The 12,679-nt window shown below is 55.6% G+C and carries 14 protein-coding genes; 7 read left to right on the top strand and 7 right to left on the bottom strand.

Features of this window, described 5'->3' with window-relative positions; genetic code table 11:
* The first annotated feature begins 30 nt into the window (after nucleotides 1-30).
* The 4 genes from KMP13_RS09925 to KMP13_RS09910 all read left to right on the top strand — a co-directional run bounded on the left by KMP13_RS09925 (nucleotide 31) and on the right by KMP13_RS09910 (nucleotide 3,693).
* Complete coding sequence (locus tag KMP13_RS09925; protein WP_215265695.1) at nucleotides 31-321, top strand: SCP2 sterol-binding domain-containing protein; 291 nt, start codon at nucleotides 31-33, stop codon at nucleotides 319-321.
* The gene (locus tag KMP13_RS09920) at nucleotides 321-1,289 is read left to right on the top strand and encodes an alpha/beta fold hydrolase (RefSeq protein WP_215265694.1); all 969 of its coding nucleotides are present in this window, start codon (nucleotides 321-323) and stop codon (nucleotides 1,287-1,289) included. The genes KMP13_RS09925 and KMP13_RS09920 overlap by 1 nt, the downstream gene beginning before the upstream one ends.
* Nucleotides 1,290-1,366: 77 nt before the next feature.
* On the top strand, nucleotides 1,367-3,187 hold the full coding sequence (locus tag KMP13_RS09915; RefSeq protein ID WP_215265693.1) for a M3 family oligoendopeptidase: 1,821 nt from the start codon (nucleotides 1,367-1,369) through the stop codon (nucleotides 3,185-3,187).
* Nucleotides 3,184-3,693: a GNAT family N-acetyltransferase gene (locus KMP13_RS09910; RefSeq protein ID WP_215265692.1), complete on the top strand. Its 510-nt coding sequence runs from the start codon at nucleotides 3,184-3,186 to the stop codon at nucleotides 3,691-3,693. The genes KMP13_RS09915 and KMP13_RS09910 overlap by 4 nt, the downstream gene beginning before the upstream one ends.
* A 12-nt stretch (nucleotides 3,694-3,705) precedes the next feature.
* Here KMP13_RS09910 and KMP13_RS09905 read toward each other — a convergent pair whose 3' ends face one another.
* A complete protein-coding gene (locus KMP13_RS09905; protein ID WP_215265691.1) occupies nucleotides 3,706-4,224 on the bottom strand; it encodes an SRPBCC family protein in 519 nt (172 codons plus the stop codon).
* 98 nt (nucleotides 4,225-4,322) lie between these two features.
* Between KMP13_RS09905 and KMP13_RS09900 the strand changes: the two genes are divergently transcribed.
* Nucleotides 4,323-5,168, top strand: a complete 846-nt coding sequence (locus KMP13_RS09900) for a LysR family transcriptional regulator (protein ID WP_215265690.1) — start codon at nucleotides 4,323-4,325, stop codon at nucleotides 5,166-5,168.
* A gap of 83 nt (nucleotides 5,169-5,251) precedes the next feature.
* Here KMP13_RS09900 and KMP13_RS09895 read toward each other — a convergent pair whose 3' ends face one another.
* The gene (locus KMP13_RS09895; protein ID WP_215265689.1) at nucleotides 5,252-5,665 is read right to left on the bottom strand and encodes a cupin domain-containing protein; all 414 of its coding nucleotides are present in this window, start codon (nucleotides 5,663-5,665) and stop codon (nucleotides 5,252-5,254) included.
* A gap of 202 nt (nucleotides 5,666-5,867) precedes the next feature.
* Here KMP13_RS09895 and KMP13_RS09890 point away from each other — a divergent pair, with 202 nt between their 5' ends.
* On the top strand, nucleotides 5,868-6,404 hold the full coding sequence (locus KMP13_RS09890) for a MarR family winged helix-turn-helix transcriptional regulator (protein ID WP_215265688.1): 537 nt from the start codon (nucleotides 5,868-5,870) through the stop codon (nucleotides 6,402-6,404).
* A 344-nt stretch (nucleotides 6,405-6,748) separates the two neighbouring features.
* Here KMP13_RS09890 and KMP13_RS09885 read toward each other — a convergent pair whose 3' ends face one another.
* The 5 genes from KMP13_RS09885 to KMP13_RS09865 all read right to left on the bottom strand — a co-directional run bounded on the left by KMP13_RS09885 (nucleotide 6,749) and on the right by KMP13_RS09865 (nucleotide 11,463).
* On the bottom strand, nucleotides 6,749-6,928 hold the full coding sequence (locus tag KMP13_RS09885) for a hypothetical protein (RefSeq protein ID WP_215265687.1): 180 nt from the start codon (nucleotides 6,926-6,928) through the stop codon (nucleotides 6,749-6,751).
* A 380-nt stretch (nucleotides 6,929-7,308) separates the two neighbouring features.
* The gene (locus KMP13_RS09880) at nucleotides 7,309-8,670 is read right to left on the bottom strand and encodes an amidase family protein (protein WP_215265686.1); all 1,362 of its coding nucleotides are present in this window, start codon (nucleotides 8,668-8,670) and stop codon (nucleotides 7,309-7,311) included.
* A gap of 33 nt (nucleotides 8,671-8,703) precedes the next feature.
* Nucleotides 8,704-9,966, bottom strand: coding sequence for a TRAP transporter large permease (locus tag KMP13_RS09875; RefSeq protein WP_215265685.1), 1,263 nt, complete (start codon nucleotides 9,964-9,966; stop codon nucleotides 8,704-8,706).
* A complete protein-coding gene (locus KMP13_RS09870) occupies nucleotides 9,959-10,432 on the bottom strand; it encodes a TRAP transporter small permease (RefSeq protein ID WP_215265684.1) in 474 nt (157 codons plus the stop codon). Before KMP13_RS09870 ends, KMP13_RS09875 begins: the two co-directional genes overlap by 8 nt.
* A gap of 53 nt (nucleotides 10,433-10,485) precedes the next feature.
* Nucleotides 10,486-11,463: a TRAP transporter substrate-binding protein gene (locus KMP13_RS09865; RefSeq protein WP_215265683.1), complete on the bottom strand. Its 978-nt coding sequence runs from the start codon at nucleotides 11,461-11,463 to the stop codon at nucleotides 10,486-10,488.
* A 144-nt stretch (nucleotides 11,464-11,607) separates the two neighbouring features.
* On the opposite strand from KMP13_RS09865, the gene KMP13_RS09860 reads away from it, so the two are divergent.
* Nucleotides 11,608-12,678: a LysR family transcriptional regulator gene (locus KMP13_RS09860; protein WP_215265682.1), complete on the top strand. Its 1,071-nt coding sequence runs from the start codon at nucleotides 11,608-11,610 to the stop codon at nucleotides 12,676-12,678.
* The last annotated feature ends 1 nt before the right edge of the window (nucleotide 12,679 follow it).

The following is a 12,679-nucleotide window of genomic DNA, read 5'->3' as shown; positions in this document are numbered from 1 at the left end:
TGGGGCGCAGGCAATGAAGGAAGCGCAATCATGAGCGATATTTTGGCGAAAGCCGTAGAAGTACTGAACGAAAAACTGGATGGCGCGGAATTTCCTGCATCTGCCAAATTTGAAATCGAAGGCCTGGGTGCCATTGTGCTCGACTCAGACGGTGCCCGCATCAGCAATGATGAGGCTGACGTGACCCTCTCCGCTGATGCCGAGGTGTTTCAGGACATGATCACCGGCGAATTGAACCCCACCAGCGCCTTTATGTCGGGCCGCCTGTCGATTGACGGCGACATGGGCACCGCGATGCAACTGGCTTCGGTGCTCGCTTGATGGATGGTGGATCCTTGCGCCGCACCGACGCCCCTTTGCACGAAGAGATCGCCCGTGGACCGGGCGGCGGCACGGCCCATTGGATCCACAGCAGCGACGGGCTGCGCCTGCGCGCCGGTCACTGGCCGGCACAGACCGAACACGGCCCCGCCAAAGGCAGCGTTTTGCTGTTTCCGGGGCGCACTGAATACATCGAAAAATACGGCGATGCCGCCGGCGTCTTTGGCAAAAACGGGCTGGCAACATTGGTCATCGATTGGCGCGGACAGGGTCTGGCTGATCGCCTGCTGAATGACCCGGTGATGGGTCACATTGACGAATTCACCAATTATCAGGCCGATGTGGCCGCCATGGTCGAACTGGCAACCACGCTCGACATGCCTAAGCCTTGGTTTTTGCTGGGCCATTCCATGGGCGGCGCCATTGGTCTGCGCGCCCTAATCGAAGGTCTGCCGGTACAAGCCGCGGCCTTTTCCGCGCCGATGTGGGACATCAAACTGCCCGGCCCGCTGCGCCCCTTGGCCTATATCTTTGGGGTATTTTCCCGCACGTTCTGTTTCAGCAATCACCTTGCCCCGTCAACCAGCCGCGTTCCCTATGTCCAGGCGCATGCCTTTATGGGCAATCTGCTGACCAATGATGCGGATATGTACAGCATGCTGCGCGACCAGATCAAAGCGGTCCCGGGTTTGGCAATTGCCGGACCCACTACCAATTGGGTCTATGAGGGGATGCGCGAATGCACCTATCTCACTGGTCAAACTGCCCCGGATATCCCAACGCTGTGTTTCCTTGGCAGCAATGAACAGATCGTCAGCCCCGATGCCGTCCGCACGCGTATGGACGCTTGGCCCAGCGGAGAACTGCGTATCGTTGATCACGGCCGTCACGAGGTCTTGATGGAAGATCCAGACACCCGGCATGGTATCTTGCAGGACATGGTTGAATTCTTCGCCCAAAACAGCTGACACTCTCCCCATCGCTTGTGCTTGCCCTTCCCGCACCATAGATGTTGATGCAGAAATTTTCACACTCAGGAGCCCCCATGTTCCAGCTTCCCTTCCCTGTTTTTGACGTCAACGCTTCGGCCGGGTCCGACAACCTCGGCGCGCTGCCCGAATGGGATCTAAGCGATCTCTACACCGGCGAAGACGCGCCAGAGCTTACCCGCGATCTCGACTGGCTCCAGGGAGAATGCGCCGCCTTTGCCACTGACTACGAAGGCAAGCTGGCCGAGCTGGACGCCGACGGGCTGCTGACCTGCGTGCTGCGCAATGAGAAGATCAACCAGATCGCCGGCCGCATCATGTCCTATGCGGGTCTGCGCTATTACCAGCTGACCACCGATGCGGGCCGGGCCAAATTCATGTCCGACATGCAGGAACAGATCACCGTGATCACCACGCCGCTGGTGTTCTTCACGCTGGAACTGAACCGGATCGAAGACGACGTGCTGGACGGCCATTTCGCCGCCAATACCGATCTTGCGCGCTACAAGCCGGTGTTCGGCCGCATCCGCGCGATGAAACCCTACCAACTGTCGGATGAGCTGGAAAAATTCCTGCATGACCTCGGTGTGGTGGGCGATGCCTGGGAACGTCTGTTTGACGAAACCATCGCGGGTCTGACTTTTACCGTCGACGGCGAAGAGCTGAACATCGAAGGCACGTTGAACCTGCTGACCGAACAGGACCGCAGCAAACGTGAGGCCGCCACGCGTGAACTCTCCCGTGTGTTTAACGACAACATCAAAATCTTTGCCCGCGTCCACAATACGCAAGCCAAAGAAAAAGAGATTGTTGATCGCTGGCGCGGCATGCCAACGCCGCAGACCGGGCGTCACCTGTCCAACCATGTCGAGCCCGAGGTGGTCGAGGCCCTGCGCAAAGCCGTGGTTGCCGCCTACCCCAAGCTCAGCCACCGCTATTACGAGCTGAAACGCAAATGGCTGGGTCTGGACCGCATGCAGGTCTGGGACCGCAACGCGCCGCTGCCAATGGAAGACACCCGCACCGTGGCTTGGGAAGACGCGGAAAAAACCGTGATGGACGCCTACAGCGCCTTTGATCCCCGCATGGGTGACATTGCGGAACCGTTCTTTACCAAGGGCTGGATCGACGCGGGCGTAAAACCCGGCAAGGCCCCCGGCGCCTTTGCCCATCCGACCGTCACCGATGTGCACCCTTATGTGATGCTGAACTATCTGGGCAAACCGCGCGATGTGATGACGCTCGCCCATGAACTCGGCCACGGCGTCCACCAGGTGCTCGCCGCCGAACAGGGAGAGATGCTGTCGTCGACGCCCCTGACCTTGGCCGAAACCGCGTCTGTCTTTGGTGAAATGCTCACCTTCCGCAAAATGCTCGACGCCGCCGAAACGCAAGAACAGCGCAAGATCCTGCTGGCCGGCAAGGTCGAGGATATGATCAACACGGTTGTGCGTCAGATCGCGTTTTATGACTTTGAATGCAAACTGCACGCCGCCCGCGCCGAGGGTGAGCTGACACCTGATGACATCAACATTCTGTGGATGTCTGTTCAGGCCGAATCCTTGGGCGAAGCGTTTGATTTTGTCGAAGGCTACGAGACTTTCTGGGCCTATATCCCGCATTTCGTGCATTCACCCTTCTATGTCTACGCCTATGCCTTTGGCGATGGTCTGGTGAATGCGCTTTATTCGGTCTACGCCGAAGGCGACGAAGGCTTTGAAGAGAAGTATTTCGACATGCTCAAAGCCGGTGGCTCCAAACACCACACGGAACTGCTGGCCCCCTTCGGCCTTGATGCCTCGGACCCCAAATTCTGGGACAAGGGCCTGTCAATGATCTCTGACATGATCGACGAATTGGAAGCCATGGAAACATGATCAGCCTTGCGCCACTGGAGCGGTCGCAAGACCACACGGTGGCGCATATCGCGCCCTTCCCCGACCAGATCCTTTTTGTCGGCACGGTTGAGGAAATCTTTCGCGAGCCGCCTGACCGCTTTGACCTGCACCAGATCCTGATGGAGACCGCCCCCGGTGAAACCACGCCGGTGGGGGTGTTCAAAATAGACCGCCACTATCACATCAGCTTTCCGGTCGCGCCTGCGGGCGAGATTGGCATGCGCGCGTTGATCATCGATTCCCGCGTTCAGGGCAAAGGGGTCGGAACCGCCGCCATGCGCGCCCTCGCCCCTTATCTGGCACCGCTCTATCCGCAGGCGTCTTTTGTCTATCTCACAGTGAACTTCCGCAATCTCGGCGCGCTGTCGGTCTATGCCAAGGCGGGCTTTGAAAACACCGGCGACACCTGGCCCCATGGCGCGGCTGGCCCACAGGCGGTGATGCGTCACCCACTGCGTAGTCCGACACCAGCCGAGCCCACCTAAGCGACACAAAAATCAACCAATTTCGCGCTCCAACGCCGCCCACGTCGCCTGCATGTCCTTGCGGGTCGCAGCTTCAAAGTGCAGCTTGAATAGGGTGGTCAAAATCCATCCCGACACCCGCATGATTTTCTCACACTTCACTTGGCCGTCCGGCAGTTGGGTGTAACGATTGTCCACTTCCAACGTGCCAATGCGCATCGTGTTGATCAGGGACCAGGACTGGTGTTCGGTGACTTCGATCAGCTCCCAATGGGCCGCCGGGCCGCCGCGTGGTTTTGAAAACGCTGTGGTCCCGGCCACAAACGGGCCATAGATCTCACCCGCTTCCTCATGCGGATCCCACTGCGGCCAGCCGGCGACATCCGTCGCCACGCGCCAAACGTCGTCTAACTCCCCGGAAATGGTTGCATGTTCATACAGTTCCATAGTTTGTCCCAACGGTCCCGCACCCAGAAAAGCCACAACCGCCATAATTGCTGCAGTCACGGCAAGCCAAATCCGATGCTTCCAGTGAAACATGACGCGGCGCATGGGCGGCTCTCCTATTACTTTCCTGAGTTCAGGATAAAACCCATCTCATCTGTTAAAAATTCTTCGAAACATCACGGCATCTGTGCAATAATGATCAGATGGATTGGGGCAACCTACAGGTCTTGGCCGTTTTATCCCGCGAAGGATCACTTGCCGGTGCGGCGCGGGCCTTGGGCGTGAACCATGCCACCATATCTCGCCGACTGGCAGCACTAGAGGCAGACGTCGGCCATAGCCTCGTACGCCGTCTGGCCCGGTCCACGCCCTTGACCGAAAAAGGTCAGGACATCGCAACCCTCGCCCTCGCGATGGAAGCTCAAACCTACAAGATCGACCGCCTGGTCAACTTGGCCCAAGACACGGTAACAGGCACCGTCCGCATCAGCGCGCCCCCTGCATTCCTGAGTGAGACGTTCATTCCCGAATTGACAGACATCGCCGAGGCGCATCCGGATCTGCAACTGAACCTGATGTCGGACACCCAAGTGGCATCGCTGGATCACGGGCACGCCGATATTGCCGTCCGTCTGGTGGAACCAACCTCCAAGCAGAACATCACCCGCAAACTGGGGACAATCACCTATTCGCTTTATGGCGCGCCAAACTATTTCGACCGCGCCCAAGACAGTTGGCGGTTCATCGGCTTTGACAGGGGCCTGACCCAGACGCCGCAACAAACATGGCTTGAAGACTACGCAGCAGGCCGCGTGTTTCAGATCACTTCAAACAACATCTATACGCATATCGCGGCGGCTGAGGCTGGACTGGGGCTTGCGCTTTTGCCGGATCGCATTGCGGGACAGTCCAAGCAGCTACAACGGCTGCCAGAACCTTCCCCCCTGTCCCGGACTGCGTGGATGGTTCTGCATCACGACGTGGCATCTTTGCCGGCTGTACGCCTTGTGGCGGATGCAATCCTACGCAGTTTTCAGCGCACACCCTAGAACGGAAAACAGGCGGCAGGTTGCCCCACCGCCCGCCGCTCAGATACCCTGATCTCGGCACATCAGGTCATCCAAGTCGTCGATCAATTCTCAACTGGAACGATGTCAAAGACAAAGAAATGCGCTTCACCGCCGTCGTTGGTGATCCAGTGATCCACGTCCTTGCTTTCCAGAACCGCAGTGCCAGGGGCCACGTGAATTTTCTCATCGCCGCGGTGCTCAGTCACACCGTCACCGGAGACCACGAAATACGCGCCCGGACGGGTGCCGTGATCGTGTGACGCAACAATGCCGCCCGGCTCAACGGTCACCTGACGAATACGGACCTGATAGCCCTCCATCGCGGGGATCTGTGCGCCCAGTGCCAGCTCGGCTTTGCCAAAGACGCTAACGCCCTTGTGCTCGGTTGGCGCGGTTTTGTCATGCGCCAGCGCCAATGTGGCGGTCATCAACAGAACGGCGGCGGGTGCGACAACGGCGGGAATAAGATTTTTCATGTGCGGGTCTCCTTGGAACTTTGAACCCCACGTCAGAACTGCGTGGTTGCTTGCTTAATTGCCTAACTCAGTTAGCTATTCAAATAACCTTTTTGCGAAGAGATTGTGAGCTAACAACCCCGTGTGCCCGCTTGACAGAATTCACACGCGCCCTTTACCTCCTGTTAGATCGGGCGCAACAAAAGGGTCATATCGACCAATTATGGATGGCAAATCTTTCACCTTTCCACGCACTGTCACGCGCGACGCGCTTTTGATCGACGGCAACGATCTTCTGCTGCGCCGACTGCTCTATGACGTGACCGCCCTGGCCACCCGGATCGAACAGATGCGGGCCGAATTTGCCAAACGGCTCGACGTGACCAAACCGCAGTACAATATCCTGTTGCATGTGGCCCAGCATCAGGGCGACCACGGCCGCACCGTCGCCCAGGTGGCCGAAGTGCTGCATGTCTCGGGCGCCCATGTCACCAAAGAGGTCGGCCGTCTGGTCGCCAAAGATCTGTTGCAAAAAGCCGCCAACCCCGAGGACGGCCGCAGCGTGTTGATCAAGATCACCCCGACCTGCGCCCAAGCCATCGAAGACCTCGCCCCCATCCTGCGCAATGTGAACGACAGCCTGTTCGCCTCGCTCGACCGCAACAGTTTCACCACCCTGACCGACGGCATCCACGACACCCTAAAAGATGCCGAGGCGACCTTGCGCAAACTGCCGTTCTATCTGGAAGAGAGCGAGTGAGGGCACGCAAAGATTTGCGCGCGCACTTTCCCTCGCCGCCCAAAAGACATCTCGAAAAGGAAAACCCGAATGGTCAAAAAACCTATCCTGTTCTGGGGGGCTGCCTTGCTTTTGACAGGCGCATGCACGTCCACCTATGAGTCTAATAAGCGCGACGCGTTCCGGCGCCTCAAGCCGGACTGTACATATAATCATTTCTATTGGGAGCCACCGCTTGCTGGCTGCGATAATGCACCACCCGCACCAAAGCCGCCTAAAATAATACGCGATCCCAATGACACAGGCCTCGAACCAATACCGGAGGCGATCTGAGATCACGTATCCTCGGAGTTAAGGCCCCAATCTCAGCGCGCTTTCTTGATTTTGATCTTGTCGAGCTTTGCCCGGTTTTTGGTAGATTCCTCAGACCGCGTCAGAGCCTTGGCAATGGCCTTCAACCCCATCCCCTTGGACACCAACAGATGCAGTTTTTGTATTTCCTCTTGCGTCCAAGCTTGACGGTGACGTTCAAATCGTTCTGCCATAGTTTTTGTCTACCTTATTGATACGCCCGCCCTATCATAACACATGGCCTGGTTACCGCGCAGGCGCAAAGACCGCGACGCGCATTAAGACACTGCCGGGAAAGCACAAGGCGCGATACAGTGTAACCCACCCCTATCGCGGCCTTAATGACCCAAGCTCAAGATTAAGAAAGCGGACACGTGCTGCGCATAGCGCCAACTTCGGCAACGCGGACAAAGCGGCCGAACAAAATTAAAGCGACAATGTCTGCTACATGCACTTTGTTACCTTGGCTAAGAAAAACCTTGTATGGTTTGCAAATTTAGCGGCGTTTCAAAGTGCTTCACTATCAGGTAGAATTTCTACAACCGCCGCATTCCTTTTGCCTCGCTAAAACCAGTTATTCCTTGCTCAAGTTCTGCTGAAGCGATAGCGCTTGCTGCAGGAGTTCGACATCGGTGGCATTTGGTCCTGATACAAGCACGCCAATTGGCAAGCCATCTGCATCATGTCCGATTGGTAGACTCACGCCAGGCATGCCAAGATAATTGCCCAACATGGTGTTTCGCAGCGACATAAGGTTGGTTTTAATATATAGGTCGTCATCTGCCTCGAGTTCGGCAATTAACGGCGCGGTGATGGCAACGGTTGGGAACAGCAAAAGCGCATCGCCCAGCACGTCTTTCACAGCCTGTTCCAGCCGCGCACGTTCCCATTGCAACAACACGTAGTCTTGTGCGGTGAATTGCGAAGCGGTCAACATGCGCTCACGCACGCGCTGGTCCATTTTCTCGGCATCTGGGCTGGCTAGCAAGTCTTTGTGGTAGGTGGCCGCCTCGGCAACGGTCAACGTGCCGTGCTTCCCAAAGAGCTGCGACACTTCACTGAAGATCGGAAAGTCTTTGTGCTCGATCTCGTAGCCCTGTGCTTCTAGAGCGGACAGCGTTTTCTGAAAGCAGCTTGCGACGGCATCTTCTAAGTCATCAAGAACGATAGTGGTGGGCACGATAATCTTGGCCTTAAGTTTTGCTGCCGGCACAGTGGCAGCAGTCACCCCGCGCAGAATTTGATCAAAGGTGACCAGATCCTCGATGGAATGGGCGAAGATGCCAAGGGAATCAAGGCTGGTGGACAACGGGAAAACACCCGTTTTGTCGTAATGTTGCTGGCTGGATTTGAAACCCATCACACCGCAGAAGGCCGCGGGCACACGCACAGAACCTGCAGTGTCGGTGCCAATCGCCAGCGAGACCAACCCGGCAGCAACCGCGGCAGCAGAGCCAGCGGATGAGCCACCTGGCGCGCACGGATTTTCCTTAGAATGCGGGTTCACCGGCGTGCCAAAATGCGGGTTCAATCCCAGACCCGAATAGGCGAATTCCGACAGGTTGGTTTTGCCGACCGAAATCAGCCCAGCCTTTTCGCAATTTGCATAGACAACGGCTGGTTGGTCTGGCGATGCGGCGTTCTCATATACGGCGGAGGCCGCTGTGGTGGGGGTTCCGGGAATGTCGACCAGATCTTTCCACGCGACTGGAATACCGTCCCAATCGCTCAGCGGAATGCCCGCGGCCCGGCGCTTGTCACTGGCCCGTGCAGCTTCGAGCGCGGATTCTTCTGTGAGCGTAATGAATATCGCCTCATCCCCGTGATTTCGGATGGCCTCAAAGCAGGATTTTACCAGGTCTTCAGATGTCAGCTCGCCTGCATTCAGGCGTTTGGCAAGCGCTGTAGCGCTTTGATGGCAAAAGGTGTTGTCCACGATGAAACTCCAGATCGTAGGAAGGTAAGATGGTTAGACAAAAATTGTGATGATCTCGGGAAACAGGATGATCCCAACAAGCACCAGCAGGTAGGCCCCGATATAGGGCAAAGCACTTTTGGAGATCTGTTCGATCCGAGACCCCGACAAGCCTGCCGCAATGAAGAGGTTCAGGCCTACGGGCGGTGTAAAGTTACCAACGGCAAGCGCCACAACGGTGAACACGCCAAAATAGATCGGATCGATACCGACAGCGGCGATCAAAGTGCCCAAGGTTGGCACCAGCAGCACCAAAGCTGCCACGTTATCGAGGAATGTCCCTGCGACCAACAGCAGAAGCAATATCAGAAACATGATCAGCGTCGGATCCCGGCTGATGTCCAGGATAGATATTGCCACCGTCTGCGGGACTTGTTCAGCGGTGATGATGAAGGAAAAGGCGTTTGCAGTGCCCATGAGGTACATCACAATCGCTGAGCTAATGGCGGTATTAATGAAAATCGGCCCCAGTGATTTGACCGAAATCGAGCGATAGATGAAGAGGCCAACAATTAGACCGTAAAGGCAGGCAACGGCGGCGGATTCCGTGGGTGTAAAAATCCCGCCGTATATCCCCCCCAGAATGATGACCGGCATAATCAGCGCAAGGCCGCTTTCAGCGATCACTTTGCCTTTTTTTATCTCTTTATTCGAGGCTTCCCCCTTAAGGCCATTTTTCTTGGCAAGGATGTAGTTCACCACGCCAAGGGCAAAAGCGATGGTCACACCGGGCAGGATACCAGCGATAAAGAGATCCCCAATCGAAACATCGGCAATGGTGCCATAGACCACCATGGTCAGGCTGGGCGGGATGATTAGCCCAAGCGCGCCCGAAGAGGCAACCACGGCCCCCGCATAGGGCGCAGGATAACCGCGACGTTTCATCGACGGGATCAGGATCGACCCGATGGCGGATGTTGTTGCTGGGGCGGACCCAGAAATCGCACCAAAGAACGCAGACGCGCCGGTCGACATTTGTGCCAGCCCGCCGGGGTAGCGACCCAAACCAAGCCCCGCCAGTTTGACCAGCCGTTCCGAAATCTGCGCCGCGGCCATGATGTTGCCAGCCAGCAGGAACAGCGGGATTGCCAGGAATGGAAAGCCATTCAGCCCGTTAAACAATTTTTGTGGCAGGATCAGCAGTGGGATCGGGCTGGCAAAATAAAGCGCCACAACCGAAGCCATCCCCAAGGAAAACGCGACCGGAACCCCCAGAATCAGCAGAACAAAAAGGGTCGGAAAGAGGATCTCAGTCATGGTGGTCTTCCGCAGGCACAGATACGAAGAGGCCTTCGATTAAGAAAATAAGAGCAAGGACAGAACCAACGGGCATCGCGAAGGCGATAAAGCCAACAGGCAGGCCTGCTGCGGGTGATCTTTGCAGCATTGCGCGTTGCGAAAGTTCATACCCTTTGACAATCACCAGACAGAGGAAAACTGCGAGCACCACGAAAATCAGCAGGTTCGCGATCTTGTCTAGCTTTTCGGGCAAACGCGCCTTCAAGATGTCCATGGCAATATGCCCATTGCGACGGAAAGCGACCGCAGCCCCCAAAAAGACCGACCAGATCATTGCGTAGATCGACAGTTCGCTTGCGGCGGCCAGGGAGAAATTAAATATGAAGCGACTAGCGACTTGGGCTGTTACCAAGGCAAAAACTGCAAAGAGACAAATCCCCGCTACCGCCCTAATCACAGTTTCTAACCAATTCAAAACTGCCATGTGAGCCCCCAGTTTGGCCTGCAGCGCATCGTCACGCTGCAGGGCTATTCAGTCTAGTTTGCAAGCTGTGCTTGGATTTCTTCGATAATCGCAGCGTCAAGCTTGCCTTTGAACATGTCAATCACAGGCGCTGTGGCTTCTTTGAAAGGGGTTGTGTCCACATCGTTGATCTGGTTGCCCAGTTCTGCCAACTCTGCCCATTGACCATCTTCCAGATCATTCACCATTTTCAAGTGTACAGCTGCCATTTCGGTTGCCGTGTCCAGCAACACTTTGCGGTGCTCTTCCGGGATCGACATCAGCTTGGCTTCGTTCATGATCAGCGGTGAACCAAGGTAGATATGCGCCGACTTGGTGGTATAGGCCTGAACTTCATAGAACTTCTTGGTCAGGATGTGCGCTGGTGGGTTTTCCTGAGCGTCAGCAGTGCCAAGTTGCAGAGCGGAATAAAGCTCGCCAAAGGAAATCACCACCGGGTTGGCACCCATGGCTTTGAAAGTCTCAACAAAGACTTCGCCTTCAGGCACACGGATTTTCACACCGTCCAAATCAGATGGCTGTTCGATCGGTTTCACGTTGTTTGTGATGTTACGCAGACCACCCATCCACCAGCCGATGACCAAAGCGCCGGAGCCTTCCATTTTGGCCTCCAGCTTATCGCCAACTGGGCCTTCCAGAACTTCGTGAACGTCATCCAAGGAAGAAAAGAGGAACGGCAGGTTCAGGATGCCCATGTCTGGGATCCAGTTCGACAGAACGGTATCAGAAACCAGGAAGATATCCTGTGTGCCCAGCATTGTGCCTTCTACAGCTTCAAGCTGCTTGCCAAGTTGGTCCGCAGGGAACACCTGGATTTCGACGGCACCCCCCGTGCGTTCTTTCACGGTATCCGCAAACATTTGCGAAATGGTTTGATAGTGGTGTGTGGGCGCACCAGTGTGGCCAAGGCGCAGTTGAATGGTTTCTGCCCATGCAGCACCAGACATCGCAACAGTAGCGGCAAGCGCTGAGGCGAAGGTGAATAGTTTCATTGGACGTTCCTCTCGTTGAACAGAGTATTCAGGTGGCCACTTTGTGGTCCTATTCTTGAGACCTTTAAGGTCATGCCCCGTGAAGGGATGAATTGGGAGCAAAACAAGTTCTGTCTTAGCGTATCCCCATTCACTGGATTAACTATGGCATTGCATTTTTCTGCGCAGGTAGCATTAACTTGCGATGAGCGCGTTGCTGAATCGGCAACAGCGGCATTTGCAAATTGCCTTAACTTTGAGCAACGTAACAGGGGTAAAGCTATGAATTTAAACGCTTTAAGATACTTCCTTGAAGTCGCCAAATGTAAATCGATACGGCGTGCTTCTGAAAGGCTTCACGTTGCCGCCTCTGCCATCAGCCGCCAGATCTCTGCTCTAGAGCATGAGTTGGACTGCGTGTTGCTAGACCGCAGGTCAGACGGCGTTCGCTTAACCGAAGCCGGAGAACGGCTTTGGGCGCATGGTTTGAAAATTGAAGCACAATTGCATCTTGTACAGTCAGATATCGACGATCTGCGCGCGCTGCACCGAGGTGAAATCCGCATTACCACGGTTGAAGGCATCACCGAAAATTTCCTGCCCCGAATTTTAACAGAATTCAATGAAGCCTACCCGGACGTGACCTTTGAAATTGTGGTCGCCAGCCGCGATGAAACCGTGGATGCATTGGATCGATATCAGGCTGACATTGGCTTTGTGTACGATTTTTCAAACCACCACGCGCTCGAAGCCTTCGCGCATTACCATCAGCCTTTGAAAGCTTTTGTTCCTTCGAAACATACGCTTGCAGATGGTCGGCCGATCGAATTGCCTGAGTTGATGGGCTATGATCACGTGCTTCCCGACAGCAGTTTTGGGATTAGCCAATTGATCAAACGCATCGCCAAAAAGCAAAAAGCACAGGTTGCACCTAAGACAATCAGTAACAAACTTCAGTTTCTGCGAAGCTACGCGCTTTTGAACAATGCGGTATTCTTTGTACCAGCGCAGGCGGTCTATTCAGAAATCAACGCGGATGTTCTGGTTCCCGTAAATCTACAATGTTCAGCCTTTGATCACCGGCACCTTTCGATTGCGCGCCGACGGCAGAGGGCTCTCTCTCCGGCGGCTGAACTATTCGCCAAATTCGCGGAAGATCGCTTTTCGGAGTGGGAAGAAAAAGATGAGGCAGCCTTGAAGGCCGCCCGCAAACGTTGGTGGATCAACGAAGATTGAT

It is taken from the genome of Epibacterium ulvae (genome assembly GCF_018678075.1).
Lineage (GTDB): Bacteria > Pseudomonadota > Alphaproteobacteria > Rhodobacterales > Rhodobacteraceae > Epibacterium > Epibacterium ulvae_A.
The sequence above is the reverse complement of the archived record's forward strand: the minus strand, read 5'-3'. Positions and strand labels throughout refer to the sequence as shown.